Origin of the sequence: Pseudomonas palmensis (genome assembly GCF_017848315.1) — a bacterium.
Classification (GTDB): Bacteria; Pseudomonadota; Gammaproteobacteria; order Pseudomonadales; family Pseudomonadaceae; genus Aquipseudomonas; species Aquipseudomonas palmensis.
Genome location: NZ_JAFKEC010000042.1, coordinates 1 through 13,936, shown reverse-complemented (window position 1 = coordinate 13,936; position 13,936 = coordinate 1). Strand labels below are relative to the sequence as shown.

The window sequence follows — 13,936 nt, the reverse complement described above, 5'->3', positions numbered from 1 at the left end:
CCGATGATCAAGCACTGGATCAATGGCCGTGAGGTCGAAAGCAAGGACGTCTTCGTCAACTACAACCCGGCCACCGGCGAGGCCATCGGCGAAGTCGCCAGCGGCGGCGCCGAAGAAGTTGCCCAGGCAGTTGCAGCAGCCCGGGAGGCGTTCCCCAAATGGGCCGGCACCCCGGCCAGGGAGCGTGCGCGGCTGATGCGCAGGCTGGGCGAGCTGATCGAGCAGAACGTGCCCCGGCTGGCCGAGCTGGAAACCCTGGATACCGGCCTGCCGATTCACCAGACCAAGAACGTGCTGATCCCGCGGGCCTCGCACAACTTCGACTTCTTCGCCGAAGTGTGCACGCGCATGGATGGCCACACCTACCCGGTCGACGACCAGATGCTCAACTACACCCTGTACCAGCCGGTCGGCGTGTGTGCGCTGGTGTCGCCGTGGAACGTGCCGTTCATGACCGCCACCTGGAAGACCGCGCCCTGCCTGGCCCTGGGCAACACGGCGGTGCTGAAGATGAGCGAACTGTCGCCGCTGACCGCCAACGAACTGGGCCGCCTGGCGGTAGAGGCCGGCATCCCCAATGGCGTGCTCAACGTGATCCAGGGCTACGGCGCCACCGCAGGCGATGCCCTGGTGCGTCACCCGGACGTACGCGCCATCTCGTTCACCGGCGGCACCGCCACCGGCAAGAAGATCATGCAGACCGCGGGCCTTAAGAAGTACTCGATGGAACTGGGCGGCAAGTCGCCGGTGCTGATCTTCGAGGACGCCGACCTCGAGCGCGCGCTGGACGCGGCGCTGTTCACCATCTTCTCGCTCAACGGCGAGCGCTGCACCGCCGGCAGCCGCATCTTCATTCAAGAGAGCGTGTACCCGCAGTTCGTGGCCGAGTTCGCGGCGCGGGCCAGGCGCCTGATCGTGGGCGACCCGCAAGACCCCAGGACCCAGGTCGGCTCGATGATCACCCAGGCCCACTACGACAAGGTGACCGGCTATATCCGCATCGGCATCGAGGAAGGCGCCACCCTGCTGGCCGGTGGCCTGGAGCGCCCGGCCAACCTGCCGGCGCACCTGGCGCGCGGGCAGTTCATCCAGCCCACGGTGTTTGCCGATGTGAGCAACAGCATGCGCATCGCCCAGGAGGAGATCTTCGGCCCGGTGGTGTGCCTGATCCCGTTCAAGGACGAGGCCGAGGCACTGAAGCTGGCCAACGACACCGAGTACGGGCTGGCCTCGTACATCTGGACCCAGGACATCGGCAAGGCACATCGCCTGGCCCATGGCATCGAGGCCGGCATGGTGTTCATCAACAGCCAGAACGTGCGTGACCTGCGCCAGCCGTTCGGCGGGGTGAAGGGCTCCGGTACCGGTCGCGAAGGTGGCCAGTACAGCTTCGAGGTGTTTGCCGAGATCAAGAACGTGTGCGTGTCGATGGGCAGCCACGCCATTCCGCGCTGGGGCCTCTGAGGGCTTCGCCGGCAAGGCCGGCTCCTACAGACGGCACAACCCCTGTAGGAGCCGGCCTTGCCGGCGAAAGCACCCGCCCTGACCCACCACAAGAACAACAGATCCAGGAGTACCCCACCATGGGCGAAGTCGTCCTCGCAGCCAAAGTCTGCCACGTCCCCTCGATGTACCTGTCCGAACTGCCCGGCAAGCACCACGGTTGCCGCGAGGCCGCCATCGCCGGCCACAAGGAGATCGGCCGCCGCGCCCGCGAACTGGGCGCCGACACCGCCGTGGTGTTCGATGTGCACTGGCTGGTCAACAGCGGCTACCACATCAACTGCGGCGAGCACTTCAAGGGCACCTACACCAGCAATGAACTGCCGCACTTCATCAAGAACATGGACTTCGAGTACCCCGGCCTGCCGGCACTGGGCGAGTTGATCGCACAGGAGGCCAATGCCGCCGACGTGCGCACCCTGGCCCACAACATCCCGAGCCTGGAGCTGGAATACGGCACCCTGGTACCGATGCGCTACATGCACATGGACGTGCCCGCTGCCGACAGACTCAAGGTGGTGTCCATCGCCGCCTGGTGCGCCTGGCACCGCCTGGAAGACAGCTTCACGTTCGGCGCCGCCGTGCGCCGGGCCATCGAGAAGAGCGACCGCAAGGTGCTGGTGCTGGCCTCCGGCTCGCTCTCGCACCGCTTCTCGGACGACCGCAACGCCGAGGCCAACATCCACAACTGGACCCGCGAATTCGACAAGCAGATGGACCTGCGCGTGGTGGAACTGTGGAAGCAGGGCCGCTTCAGGGAGTTCTGCGCGATGCTGCCCGACTACGCCAGCCACTGCTACGGCGAAGGTGGCATGCACGACACCGCGATGCTGCTGGGCCTGCTTGGCGGCGCCGACTACGCCAGGCCGGTGGAGGTGCTGACCGAGCCGTTCGGCAGCTCCGGCACCGGCCAGATCAACGCCATCTTCCCCGTCTGACCCCGCCAAGGAGCCCAGGATGCCCCACTTCATCGCCGAGTACACCGACAACCTCCAAGCCCAGGCCGACCTGCCCGGCCTGTTCGAAAAGGTCCACCACTGCCTGGGCGCCACGGGCGTGTTCCCGCTGGGCGGCATCCGCAGCCGTGCGGTGCGCCTGGACACCTGGCGCATGGCCGACGGGCAGCACGACTACGCCTTCGTGCACATGACCCTCAAGGTCGGCCACGGGCGCGACCTGGCCACCCGCGAACAGGTGGCCAAGGCCCTGTTCGCGGTGATCACCGAGCACTTTGCCGACCTGCAGAGCCAGCGCCTGCTGGCCCTGTCGTTCGAAATGATCGAGCTGCACCCGCAACTGAACTTCAAGCAGAACAACGTGCACGCGTTTCTGAACCAGCAGCAGCCGGGCTGAACCCGGCCCTGCGCTCCCCCATCGGCCCTCTGACCAAAAAGAACAAGATCATGAGCACAGCCAATACCGCCGCATCGGCCAGCCTTGCCCAGCACGACTCCACCCACGGCACCGTCACCTGGCGGCTGATGCCGCTGCTGCTGGTCTGCTACCTGTTTGCCCACCTGGACCGCATCAACATCGGCTTCGCCAAGATGCAGATGAGCAGCGACCTGCACTTCAGCGACACGGTGTACGGCTTCGGTGCCGGCCTGTTCTTCATCGCCTACGCGCTGTTCGGCGTACCCAGCAACATGGCCCTGGACCGGGTCGGCCCGCGGCGCTGGATCGCCACCCTGATGATCGTGTGGGGCGCGCTGTCCACCGGCATGCTGTGGGTCGAGTCGGCCTCGGGCTTCTACGTGCTGCGCTTTCTGCTGGGCGTGGCCGAGGCCGGGTTCTTCCCCGGCATCCTGGTGTACCTCAACCGCTGGTACCCGGCCCGGCGCCGTGGCCAGATCACCGCGCTGTTCGCGATTGCCGTGCCGATGGCCGGGGTGATCGGCGGGCCGCTGTCGGGCGGCATCCTGGAACTGTTTCACGACGCCGCCGGCCTGCGCGGCTGGCAGTGGATGTTCCTGATCGAAGGGGCCCCGGTGATGCTGCTGGGCCTGGTGGTGCTCAAACGCCTGCCCGACAGCTTCGAGCACGTCAGCTGGCTGGACGCCGGCCAGAAGCAGCACCTGCGCGAGCAGTTGGCCAGCGAAGAGCAACGCAAGTCGATCACCTCGTTCGGCGGCATCCTGCGCAACCGTCAGGTATGGCTGCTGGTGGCGGTGTACTTCGCGGTGATGCTGGCGGTCAACACCCTGGCCTTCTGGATGCCGACCCTGATCCACGGCGCCGGTATCGGCAGCGACGGCCGCGTGGGCCTGCTCAGCGCCATCCCCTACCTGGCCGGCTGCCTGTTCATGATCGCCTGCGGGCGCTCGTCCGACCGCCAGCGCGAGCGGCGCTGGCACCTGTGCGTGCCGCTGCTGATGTCGGCACTCGGCATCGCCGTGGCCGGGCTGGCCCCGGGCAACCCGCTGATGGTGCTGGGCGGCCTGATCGTCGCCGGCATGGGCGCCAGCGCCGCCCTGCCGATGTTCTGGCAGCTGCCGCCGGCGTTTCTGTCCAACACCACGCAGGCGGCCGGTATCGCGCTGATCAGCTCGTTCGGCAGCATCGCCTCGTTCCTTGCGCCCTACCTGATCGGCTGGATGCGCGACACCACCCACAGCGCCAGCCTTGCGCTGTACGTGCTGGCCCTGTTTATCGCCCTGGGTGGCCTGCTGGTGCTGCGCACCCGGGCTGCCATCGTCAACCCCCAGTAAGAGACGCCGAACATGCTCGACCCTAGCCAGATCCTTCAAGCCGCCGCCCAGCTCGACCGCGCCGAGCGCAGCCGCGAGCAGGTGCGCCAGTTTTCCCTCGACCACCCGGCCATCAGCATCGAGGACGCCTACGCCATCCAGCGCGCCTGGGTAGCGCAAAAGATCAAGGACGGGCGCAAGCTGGTCGGGCACAAGATCGGCCTGACCTCGCGCGCCATGCAGGTGTCGTCCAACATCACCGAGCCGGACTTCGGCGCGCTGCTCGACGACATGTTTTTCGACGAAGGCAGCGACATCCCCTTCGAACGCTTCATCGTGCCGCGGGTGGAGGTGGAGCTGGCGTTCATCCTCGGCAAGCCGCTCAAGGGGCCCAATGTGACCCTGTTCGATGTACTGGATGCCACCGAATGGGTGATCCCGGCGCTGGAGATCATCGATGCGCGCATCCAGCAGGTGGACCCGCACAGTGGCGCCACGCGCAAGGTGTTCGACACCATCTCCGACAACGCCGCCAATGCCGGGGTGGTGATGGGTGGGCGCGCGGTGCGCCCGGGCGACATCGACCTGCGCAAGGTGCCGGCGGTGCTGTACCGCAACGGCGTGATCGAGGAATCCGGGGTGTCGGCGGCGGTGCTCAACCACCCGGCCAAGGGCGTGGCGTGGCTGGCCAACAAGCTGGCGCCGTATGACGTGGCGCTGGAGGCCGGCCAGGTGATCCTGGGCGGTTCGTTCACCCGGCCGGTGGCCGCCAACCCCGGCGACACCTTCCATGTCGACTACGACATGCTCGGTTCCATCGCCTGCCGTTTTGTCTGACCTTCGGAGACTGCCATGCACCTGCCTGTGAACCGTTTCAAACAACGCCTGGCCAGTGGCGAGCCGCAGATCGGCCTGTGGCTGGGGCTGGCCAGCGCATATTGCGCGGAGCTGGCGGCCAATGCCGGCTTCGACTGGCTGCTGATCGATGGCGAGCATGCGCCCAACGACCTGCGCGGCATGCTCGCGCAGCTGCAGGCGGTGGCGCCCTACCCTGGCGAGGCGATCATCCGCCCGGTGATCGGCGACACCGCGCTGATCAAGCAGGTGCTGGACATCGGCGTGCAGACGCTGCTGGTGCCGATGGTGGAAAGCGCGGCCCAGGCCGGCGAGCTGGTGCGCGCCATGCGCTACCCGCCGCTGGGCGTGCGCGGGGTGGGCAGTGCACTGGCGCGGGCGTCGCGCTGGAACAGCATCCCCGGCTACCTGGACCAGGCCGATGCGCAGATGTGCCTGCTGGTGCAGATCGAGAGCGCCGAGGGGCTGGCGCAGCTGGACCGGATTGCGGCCGTGGAGGGGGTGGACGGGGTGTTCATCGGCCCGGCCGACCTGAGTGCGTCGATGGGGCACCGGGGCAATCCGGGGCACCCTGACGTGCAGGCGGCAATCGAAGACGCGATCGTGCGGATTCAGCGTGCGGGCAAGGCGGCCGGGATTCTCAGCGCCGATGAAGCGCTGGCGCGCCGCTACATCGAACTGGGCGCGGCGTTCGTGGCGGTGGGGGTGGATACCACGGTGCTGATGCGCGGGTTGCAGGGGTTGGTGGGCAAGTTCAAGGGTGAGGCGGCACCTGTCGACAAGGCTGGCGGGGTGTATTGATCTGACGGGCCTCTTCGCCGGCAAGGCCGGCTCCTACACAGGCTGCGGTGTCTGCAGGAGCCGGCCTTGCCGGCGAATGAGTTAGCGCCGTACTTGCTTCAGTTCTTCCAGCAACCCCAGCAACTGCTGCAGCTTCTGTTCACCGAACTGGTCCTGCAGCTGCTGGTAGTTGGCCTCCATGCTCTGGCTCATGGAGTCGAAACACGCCACGCCCTTGTCCGCCAGCTTGACCAGCACCCGCCGCTGGTCCTGCTCGGCCTTGCGCCGGCATACCAGCCCCGCCGCCTCCATGCGCACCAGCACACCGGTCATGCTCGGCTTGAGGATGCACGCCTGTTCGGCCAGCCGGTAGATCTCCAGCTCGCCCTGCTGGCTGAGGATACGAATGACCCGCCACTGCTGCTCGGTCAGGCCATGCTGGTTGAGCGAGGGGCGGAAGAAGCTCATTGCCGCCTCGCGGGCTTGCAACAAGGTAAGAGTCAGCGAAACACGAGGTTTGGACATGGAAGGCTACGGTCATCAGGTTATTTGTTAACACTTTAACAAAGAAGCCGGCGGCCACCTACCCGCCTGCGCAGCGCTGGCACCCGCGGTCAAGGCACGCGGCACGCAGGATCAAGACACGCCACCCCGCCAAGCCCCCTAATAGGCCTCGAAAGCTCCTCCACTTTTCAGGCTGCGCCATGATCACGATCGAAACGCCGACCTACTACACGGCAACCAAGAAATACAACCTGAGCTTCCCGACCCTGGAACACGATGAAGACGCGGACGTGGTCATCATCGGCGGCGGTTTTTCCGGCATCAACACGGCGCTGGAGCTGGCCGAAAAGGGCATCACCAACATCGTCGTGCTCGAGGCCCGCTACCTGGGCTTTGGCGGCACCGGGCGCAACGGCGGGCAGATCATGGCCGGCATCGGCCACGATCTTGAAAAGATCAAATCAGCCGTGGGCGAAGATGGCCTGCGCCAGATCTTCGAGATCAGCGACCTGGGCGCCGACATCATCAAGCAGCGCATCGCCCGGTACGCCATCGATGCCGACTTCTGCCACGGCTATGGCTACATGGGCTTCAATGCCCGCCAGGAGAAAACCCTGCGCGCCTGGGAGAAAGACTTCAAGTCGGTGAATTCCCAGCACGAGATCCGCTTTCTGGGCGGCAGCGAGGTCAGCCAGATCATCGGCTCCAACGCCTACGGCAGCGCCCTGCTGCACATGGGCGGCGGGCATGTGCACTCGCTCAACCTGCTGCTGGGCGAGGCCAAGGCCGTGGCCGGGCATGGCGTGCGCATCTTCGAGAACAGCCCGGCGCTGCAGGTGCAGTACGGCAAGCGCATCACCGTGCGCACCGGCCGCGGCTCGGTACGCGCCAGCAAGCTGCTGTGGGCCTGCGACAGCTTTCTGAACAGGCTTGAACCCGAACTGCACCGCTCCACCATCAACACCTACGCCTTCCAGATGATGACCGAGCCGCTGCCCGAGGAGCTGATCCGGCGCATCAGCCCGATTCGCGGCGCCTACAGCGACATCCGCCCGGTGATCGACTACTACCGCGTGACCAACGAGAACCGTCTGCTGTTCGGCGCCGCGACGCCGCTGGTGGAGCATATCCCCCGCGACCTCAAGGCCTGGAACCGGGCTTTGATGCTGAAGATCTTCCCGTACCTGAAGGACGTGAAGATCGACCTGGCCTGGGGTGGCCCGATGGCCTGCAGCCCCAACCTGTTCCCGCAGGTCGGCACCCTGCCCGGGCGCAGCAATGCATTCTACGTGCAGGGCTACTCCGGGTTCGGCGTGACGCCCAGCCACATCATCTGCAAGGTGCTGGCCGAAGGCATGAGCGAAGGCTCGGCCCGCTATGACCTGGTCAGTTCGATCCCGCGCCCGACAATTGTCGGCAAGGACCATATCCGCCCGCTGCTGCTCACGGCCGGCAAATCCTGGCACCAGCTGTCGGGGTACTGGAATGGCCGGCGCTGACCCCCTTTTTTTCCACTGTTCAAGGAACACTGCCATGACCCTGACTGCACTCAAGCACAACATCCAGCTCGGCGAACTCGACGCCTGGGGCACCGTTGCCGACCTGGGCTCGGAGATTCTCGAAGGCGAGGTGCGTGCCTTCGGCAAGATGACCTTCGGCGCGCCGACCGACGCGCTCAGCAGCGCCTACTTCGGTACCACCCAGGGCAGGTTCCGCATGGTCTACCCGTTCAACGAGCAGGCCACGGTGATGACCGGCCAAGTGCGCCTGACCGATGAAAGCACCGGGCAGAGCACGCTGTACAAGGTGGGCGACAGCTGGTTCGTGACCAAGGGCACACCGGTGCTGTGGGAGGTGCTGAGCGAGAGCTTCGTGAAGCATTACCTGGCGGTGGCCTGACGGGCCTCTTCGCCGGCAAGGCCGGCTCCTACGGGATGACGCGGTGCCTGTAGGAGCCGGCCTTGCCGGCGAAGGCATCACCTCGGTGCCGCGCCCAGCGCATCCCCGAACACCACCCACATCGCCCGCAACCGCCGCGCGTACGCCTGCGGCCCGGCATAGATCAGCTCTACATTCAGGCTGTCCACCACCCCCAGGTACGCGTCCACATACACCCCCCGCCGCGCCACCGGCACCTGCGGCAGGCACGTGCCCAGCGCCTGCTCGAACACCTCGCCCAGCCGCGCCAGGTACCCCTCGAAGCCTGCCGAGATGATCGGCCGCAGCGCCGCCGGCGGAAAGAACGCGGTACGCAGCAGAAACCGCAGGTGCGCCGACTGCTGATAGCGCTCACCCAGGCAGTGGGCATAGCCGGCCCCCGGCAACGCGTCGTCGCACTGCGCAAAGCACTGCTCCACATACAGCCGCTCGGCCTCCACCGCACGCTCGAACACCGCCTCGAACAGGTCGTCCTTGCTGCTGAAGTGCGCATACAGCGACGGCTTGCGCATGCCGGCCGCCGCCGCGATGTCGTTGAGCGAGGCGGCATCGTAGCCATGCTCGGCAAACTGCTCGACCGCGATCGCGCAGACCTTCTGCGCCGAAGGCGTGAGGGTTCTCATGCAGGGTTCTCCCGTATCAATGCCCGGCCAGGCTGCTCGCCTCGGCCGGCACGTGCCGGGTGCAGGCGCGCACCAGCAGCGCCACGACAACACCCGAAATCACCAGCAATGACGCCCAGTGCGCCGCGCCCAAAGGCGCCATGATGCCCGACAACGGCGTGGCGAACGACGAAATGATCAACTGGAAGGCGCCCAGCAAGGCCGCCGTGGAGCCCAGCGCGCGGCTTTGCGAAGACATCACCAGCGACATCAGCGTGGCCTCGAGAATGCCCAGGCCGAACATCGCCAGCGCCATGCCGGCAACGATGCCGGCCAGCCCCGCCGCGCTCAGGGCCCCTGCCAGTACCACCAGGGAACCGATCAGCAGGCACCCCGCACCAGCCTTGGCCAGGCGCAGCAGGCCCTTGCGCGCCACCAGCCGACCCGCCGCGATGGCGCCGAGCAGAATTGCCACCCCGGTGGCGCCGAACAGCGTGCCGAAGGCTTGCACCGACAGGCCGAAGTGGGTCTGGTAGACGAACGCCGCACCGCCGATGTAGGCAAACAGAAAGAAGAACACCGCCGCCAGCGCCAGCGCCGGGCGCAGGAACTGGCCATCGCTGCCGATGCGCAGGTAGGTGCGCAGAATGTCCCGCGGCTGCCAGGGCTGGCGCTTGTCGGCGGCCAGGGTTTCCTTGAGCACCCAGGCCGAGTTCAACAGCACCAGCACGCCGAGCCCGGCCAGGGTGAACATGATCGCGCGCCAGCCAAGGTGCGCCCCCACAAAACCGCCCACCGCCGGTGCGAGCACCGGCGCCAGGCCCTCGACGGTCATCAGCAGGGCGAAGATCTGCGCGGCGCGCGCCCCTTCGGCCACATCGCGGACCATGCTCATGATCACCACCAGAGTCAGCGCACTGCCCAGGCCCTGGACAAAGCGCGCCGCCAGCAGGGTTTCGAGGCTGGGCGCCTGGGCCGCGGCCAGCGAACTGAGCACGAACACCAGCAGCCCGGCCAGCAGCGGCCGGCGCCGGCCCAGGGTGTCGACCAGCGGGCCGAACAGCAATTGACCGGCGCCCATGGCCAGCAGAAACACCGTCAGCGTCAGTTGCACCCCGGCATAGGTCGCGCCGTACTCGGCGGCGATGCTCGGCATGCTGGCCAGGTACATGTCGATGGCCGACGGCCCCAGGGCGCCGATCAGCGCCAGGGACACGGCAAATTTCACGTGGGGGGACTGCGGGGTGTGCATAGCTCGAATCCACAAAAAGGTCACAGGTCTGGCTGCCGAACGCCTAACCTACCGACCGGTAGGTAGCCAGAGCGTGCGAGCCTATACACTGTGCCCCGCAGGGTCAAGCCAGTGGTTTATCAGGCCGGGCCGGCCAGGCTATGGGAGCGGTAGTCCTTGGGCGAGCGTTCGAACTGTTTCTTGAACGAGCGGCTGAAGTGCGCCGAATCGGTGAAGCCCCATTTGTAGGCGATGGTGGTGATCGACTCGGTCTTGAGGATCGGGTTGGCCAGGTCGTCGGCGCTGCGTTGCAGGCGCGTGCGCTGGATGTAGCGGCACACGCTGTCGCCCTGCTCTTCGAACAGGCGGTAGAGGTGGCGCACCGAAATGTTCAGGCGGTTGGCCAGGTTCACCGGCGACAGGCCAGGCTGGCCCAGGGACTCGTCGATCACCTTCTGCACATAGCTGCGCAGGTTGGCGCCGTGCAGCGCCGCGCCCGGCTGCACCTGGTCATCGCCGCCCTCCAGGGCCGACCCCAGCAGCGACAGAAATGCACTGTGCAGGGCCTGGCCCTCGGCCAGCTCGCCCTCCCCCGGAGCGCTTTCCTTGCACAGCTGATCCATCAGCACATGCAGCATGCGCCCGCAGGCCTTGGTCTGGGAGATCTTGCCGAAGGTACGCGCATCGCCCCCCAGCTGCCGGCACACCGCCTCGCGCGAGAGCGACAGCGAGGCGTGTTCGATCAGGCCGAACGGCATGATTTCACAGGCCCCGACCGCGTCCATCAGCAGCATCTCGCCCGGTGCCAGCTGCACGCTGACGCCGTTCTGGGTGACCTGGGAGAAACCGGTGCGCTGGCTGACCAGAAAGCAGTGCTGGTCGTTGTCGCGGTCGGGCTTGATGCCGTCGCGGCGGATCAGCCCGGCGTTGGTGCGCAGGTTGGCCAGGGCCAGGCCGCCGCGTGACCAGGTGGAAATCTCGCCGATGAACAGCGAGCGATTGAACGCAAGTTCGGTCTCGAAATGCCCGCAAATGTGTTGCATGTCGGCATTCCAGCGGTCCAGCGCAGTGCCGGCGAGCTGATGAGTACTCATGGGTACCTCCACGATGGCATCTTGTTTTTGTTGGGCAATAGTTAACATGTTAGCTATATGCACGCAACACGTTCGTCGTCGCCAGGGTGGAAGCAGTTTTGGTGCCAGTCTGCGGGTTCAGAGGCCTTCGACAAGCCGCGCCAGACCTTTCAATGCGGCCAGCAGCAGGTCACGCTGTGCGGGGTTCAGGCTGATGTAGCGACGAAACGCCGGCATGCGGTTGACCACCTCGCTGCCGCCCATGTGCTCCAGGGTCAGGGTCCAGCAGCCGCCTGCCAGGTCCAGGTGCAGGCGCTTGAAATCCAGCGGCATCAGCGCCTGTTGCAGGGCCGGGTCGTGGGCCAGGGCCTGCTCCAGCCGCGCCTGCCAGGACCGCTCGCCACGCAGCCGGCGCCAGCGCAGGCCGCTGCGCCGCAGTGCACCGGTATGCTGCAACGCCAGCCGCGCCGTGCCCTGTTGCGGGCCAGGCACCTGCAGGCGGAACTCGCACAGCACCAGGTGCATCAGCAACTGCGACTCGGTGCGCTCACGCACCTCGAACGCCAGGCTGCCATCGGCCAGGGCGTAGCGTGCAATGCCCGGCCCCAGCACCTCGCAACCGGCCAGGCCGAGGTTGCGCTGCAGGTGCGCCAGCGTCACCCCGGGGCGGTAGCCCGAGGGCGCGCGGTCAAACAGCCTTTGCCACAGTGTGGGCAGGGTATGCGCCATGCTCGACTCCCGGTTGGTGGGCAAATTCGCGCGCCAGCACCTCTTCGACCGAGGCCGGCTTGAACGGGTTGACCTTCTGCACCACCAGGGTCCAGAACAGCGCGTACACCGCCGTGGCGCCGAGCATCCAGGCGAATGGCACGTACACCTGGGCCGGGTTCATGCCCGGCGGGGTGATGAACCACATGCCCAGGCCGATGCCGACGCTCGACAGCAATTGCGGCAGCGGGAACAGCGGCGAGCGGTAGGCCCGTGGCAGGTCGGGCCGGCGAATGCGCAGGATCACCACCGACAGCGTCACCAGCAGGTAGGCGGTGCTCCAGGCACACACCGCCGCCAGTACCAGGTGCAGGATGGTGTCGGTGTTGCCGCCCAGCCACCAGGCGTGCAGGCACGGGATCAGCATCGCCACCAGAATGCACACGATGGGGGTCTTGAAGCGTGGGTGCAGGTAGGTGAACACCCGGGGCAACGCGCCATCCACCGCCATGCCATAGAGGATGCGCGGCACCCCGGCCATCAGGGTGTTGATGGTGGCGGCGCCGGCGAACAGAAAGCCGATGCCCAGCCACAACGGGCCGATATCGCCCATCACCTGTTGGGCAAAATGCGGAATGGCCATGGGCGTGTCCAGCAGGTGCGTGCCGCTGGCGGCGTCGAGCAGCACGTTGTCGACCTGGCGCTTCATCGCCGCGCCATAGATGAACATGCACGAGGCCACGCCCAACAGCCCCAGCGCCATGGCCCTGGGCAGGGTGCGCGCCGACTGGCGCAGGTCGGGTGCCAGCGGGGTGACGAACTCGCAGCCGACGAACATGAACATCGCCATGCCCACCAGCGACAGCACGGTGATCAGGTCGGTGCCCACCAGCGACGCGCCGAACCAGCCGTCCAGTTGCACCGCCGGGGCGGCGATCAGGCCGAGCACGCCGAACACCATCAGCGTGGTCCACATGCCGAAGGTGAGGATGATCTCGGCCTTGCTGAACACACTGATGCCGAACGCATTGAGGATGCCGAACACCACTACGAAGCCCACCCCCAGCAGCCACGAGCCACCGGCGGATTCGGCCAGGGTGTTGAGGTGTTCGAAGTTCACCAGCGCCATCACCCCGGCCAGGATGGTTTCTGCGGTGCCGGCAAACACGTGCACGATCAGGTAGGCCGACAGCGTGCCGGTGATGGCGAAGAAGCGCCCCATGCCGCAGTTGATATAGTCGTACACCGAGCCGGTGGTGGGCAGGATGGCGGCGGCTTCGGCGAAGGTGGTCGACTGGGCGAGCATCATCAGCATGGCGATCAGCATGGCCACGGCGAACGCACCGCCGCCGATGCCGAAACCGGTAGTGGCGGTGAGGATCACCGGGCTGGCCATGATCAGGCCGATGGTGCTGGCCAGCGCGGTGGGGAACCCGACCGTGCCACGGTTCAGGTGCACGCTGAGGGTGTGGTTGAGCGACATGATGAGCGACCTCGAATGCCGTTGTTGTGGTTATGCGCCACTGTGCGCTGGCGGTTGACTGGCGTCTTGCCCGTGGCTGCCTGGGGTTTTGTTGCAGGCTGCCAGGGCACTTCTGGCCGTAGCCGGTTTGCCTGGCGGACCGTGCACTCAGGTTTTACGACCGCTTCGCGCTCGATCGTCGGCCAAGCCAACTCCCACGCCCTGCGGGCAGAAGCCGACCTCACAGCCCCTAACAACCTGCTTCTGGCCGCAAGGCCGTGGGAGCGGGCTTGCCCCGCGATCTGGCGCAAAGCGGCAGCAAAACCAGCGCGCACGGTTTGCCTGACACACCCTGCGGGCAGAAGCCAACCTCACAGCCCCAAACAACCTGCTTCTGGCCGCAAGGCCGTGGGAGCGGGCTTGCCCCGCGATCTGGCGCGAAGCGGCAGCAAAACCAGCGCACCCGGTTTGCCTGACACACCCCGCGGGCAGAAGCCGACCTCACAGCCCCAAGCAACCTGCTTCTGGCAAGCACCCCGGCACCTACCCGCCTGGCGCACACAATCAATCCATGTGGCAGCCAGATCAAAGAC

14 protein-coding genes are annotated in these 13,936 nt (G+C 66.5%); 8 read left to right on the top strand and 6 right to left on the bottom strand.

The features are described from left to right. Positions 1–3 precede the first annotated feature (3 nt). The 6 genes from hpaE (at position 4) to hpaI (ending at position 5,846) form a co-directional block, all read left to right on the top strand. A complete protein-coding gene (gene hpaE / locus JZZ72_RS19640) occupies positions 4–1,464 on the top strand; it encodes a 5-carboxymethyl-2-hydroxymuconate semialdehyde dehydrogenase (protein WP_043860079.1) in 1,461 nt (486 codons plus the stop codon). Positions 1,465–1,583: 119 nt separating this feature from the next. Beyond that, a complete protein-coding gene (gene hpaD, locus JZZ72_RS19635) occupies positions 1,584–2,441 on the top strand; it encodes a 3,4-dihydroxyphenylacetate 2,3-dioxygenase (RefSeq protein ID WP_210014980.1) in 858 nt (285 codons plus the stop codon). 19 nt (positions 2,442–2,460) lie between these two features. After that, positions 2,461–2,856: a tautomerase family protein gene (locus tag JZZ72_RS19630; RefSeq protein WP_043860072.1), complete on the top strand. Its 396-nt coding sequence runs from the start codon at positions 2,461–2,463 to the stop codon at positions 2,854–2,856. A 50-nt stretch (positions 2,857–2,906) separates the two neighbouring features. Further along, positions 2,907–4,211 carry an MFS transporter gene (locus JZZ72_RS19625; RefSeq protein WP_043860071.1) on the top strand — a complete coding sequence of 435 codons (1,305 nt, stop codon included), beginning with the start codon at positions 2,907–2,909 and terminating at the stop codon, positions 4,209–4,211. A gap of 12 nt (positions 4,212–4,223) precedes the next feature. Next, on the top strand, positions 4,224–5,027 hold the full coding sequence (gene hpaH, locus JZZ72_RS19620) for a 2-oxo-hept-4-ene-1,7-dioate hydratase (RefSeq protein ID WP_100632704.1): 804 nt from the start codon (positions 4,224–4,226) through the stop codon (positions 5,025–5,027). A 15-nt stretch (positions 5,028–5,042) separates the two neighbouring features. Then, entirely contained in the window at positions 5,043–5,846 is an 804-nt protein-coding gene (hpaI, locus tag JZZ72_RS19615) for a 4-hydroxy-2-oxoheptanedioate aldolase (RefSeq protein ID WP_058540257.1), read from the top strand. A gap of 81 nt (positions 5,847–5,927) precedes the next feature. On the opposite strand, the gene hpaR is transcribed toward hpaI, so the two are convergent. Then, entirely contained in the window at positions 5,928–6,350 is a 423-nt protein-coding gene (hpaR, locus tag JZZ72_RS19610; protein ID WP_043860068.1) for a homoprotocatechuate degradation operon regulator HpaR, read from the bottom strand. A 179-nt stretch (positions 6,351–6,529) separates the two neighbouring features. On the opposite strand from hpaR, the gene JZZ72_RS19605 reads away from it, so the two are divergent. After that, the gene (locus JZZ72_RS19605; RefSeq protein WP_210014979.1) at positions 6,530–7,828 is read left to right on the top strand and encodes an NAD(P)/FAD-dependent oxidoreductase; all 1,299 of its coding nucleotides are present in this window, start codon (positions 6,530–6,532) and stop codon (positions 7,826–7,828) included. Between the two features lie 34 nt (positions 7,829–7,862). Continuing rightward, positions 7,863–8,228 carry a cupin domain-containing protein gene (locus JZZ72_RS19600; protein WP_100632703.1) on the top strand — a complete coding sequence of 122 codons (366 nt, stop codon included), beginning with the start codon at positions 7,863–7,865 and terminating at the stop codon, positions 8,226–8,228. Positions 8,229–8,305: 77 nt separating this feature from the next. On the opposite strand, the gene JZZ72_RS19595 is transcribed toward JZZ72_RS19600, so the two are convergent. From JZZ72_RS19595 to JZZ72_RS19575, 5 genes are all read right to left on the bottom strand, one after another. Then, positions 8,306–8,890, bottom strand: a complete 585-nt coding sequence (locus JZZ72_RS19595) for a TetR/AcrR family transcriptional regulator (RefSeq protein WP_078481241.1) — start codon at positions 8,888–8,890, stop codon at positions 8,306–8,308. A 16-nt stretch (positions 8,891–8,906) separates the two neighbouring features. Next, on the bottom strand, positions 8,907–10,121 hold the full coding sequence (locus JZZ72_RS19590; protein ID WP_210014978.1) for a multidrug effflux MFS transporter: 1,215 nt from the start codon (positions 10,119–10,121) through the stop codon (positions 8,907–8,909). A gap of 119 nt (positions 10,122–10,240) precedes the next feature. Beyond that, the gene (gene feaR / locus JZZ72_RS19585; RefSeq protein WP_058540261.1) at positions 10,241–11,194 is read right to left on the bottom strand and encodes a transcriptional regulator FeaR; all 954 of its coding nucleotides are present in this window, start codon (positions 11,192–11,194) and stop codon (positions 10,241–10,243) included. 117 nt (positions 11,195–11,311) lie between these two features. Next, the gene (locus tag JZZ72_RS19580; RefSeq protein ID WP_210014977.1) at positions 11,312–11,902 is read right to left on the bottom strand and encodes a DUF3156 family protein; all 591 of its coding nucleotides are present in this window, start codon (positions 11,900–11,902) and stop codon (positions 11,312–11,314) included. Continuing rightward, positions 11,862–13,364 (bottom strand): APC family permease, encoded by a 1,503-nt coding sequence (locus tag JZZ72_RS19575; RefSeq protein ID WP_088515095.1) that lies wholly within the window; start codon positions 13,362–13,364, stop codon positions 11,862–11,864. Before JZZ72_RS19575 ends, JZZ72_RS19580 begins: the two co-directional genes overlap by 41 nt. Positions 13,365–13,936: the final 572 nt, after the last annotated feature.

Bases quoted from the DNA above. Each gene is read 5' to 3' on its own strand.
- JZZ72_RS19580 (WP_210014977.1), bottom strand. From the start codon at position 11,902: ATGGCGCATACCCTGCCCACACTGTGGCAAAGGCTGTTTGACCGCGCG.
- JZZ72_RS19600 (WP_100632703.1), top strand. From the start codon at position 7,863: ATGACCCTGACTGCACTCAAGCACAACATCCAGCTCGGCGAACTCGAC.
- hpaR (WP_043860068.1), bottom strand. From the start codon at position 6,350: ATGTCCAAACCTCGTGTTTCGCTGACTCTTACCTTGTTGCAAGCCCGC.
- hpaI (WP_058540257.1), top strand. From the start codon at position 5,043: ATGCACCTGCCTGTGAACCGTTTCAAACAACGCCTGGCCAGTGGCGAG.
- JZZ72_RS19595 (WP_078481241.1), bottom strand. From the start codon at position 8,890: ATGAGAACCCTCACGCCTTCGGCGCAGAAGGTCTGCGCGATCGCGGTC.
- hpaE (WP_043860079.1), top strand. From the start codon at position 4: ATGATCAAGCACTGGATCAATGGCCGTGAGGTCGAAAGCAAGGACGTC.
- JZZ72_RS19630 (WP_043860072.1), top strand. From the start codon at position 2,461: ATGCCCCACTTCATCGCCGAGTACACCGACAACCTCCAAGCCCAGGCC.
- JZZ72_RS19625 (WP_043860071.1), top strand. From the start codon at position 2,907: ATGAGCACAGCCAATACCGCCGCATCGGCCAGCCTTGCCCAGCACGAC.
- JZZ72_RS19575 (WP_088515095.1), bottom strand. From the start codon at position 13,364: ATGTCGCTCAACCACACCCTCAGCGTGCACCTGAACCGTGGCACGGTC.
- JZZ72_RS19590 (WP_210014978.1), bottom strand. From the start codon at position 10,121: ATGCACACCCCGCAGTCCCCCCACGTGAAATTTGCCGTGTCCCTGGCG.
- hpaD (WP_210014980.1), top strand. From the start codon at position 1,584: ATGGGCGAAGTCGTCCTCGCAGCCAAAGTCTGCCACGTCCCCTCGATG.
- hpaH (WP_100632704.1), top strand. From the start codon at position 4,224: ATGCTCGACCCTAGCCAGATCCTTCAAGCCGCCGCCCAGCTCGACCGC.
- feaR (WP_058540261.1), bottom strand. From the start codon at position 11,194: ATGAGTACTCATCAGCTCGCCGGCACTGCGCTGGACCGCTGGAATGCC.
- JZZ72_RS19605 (WP_210014979.1), top strand. From the start codon at position 6,530: ATGATCACGATCGAAACGCCGACCTACTACACGGCAACCAAGAAATAC.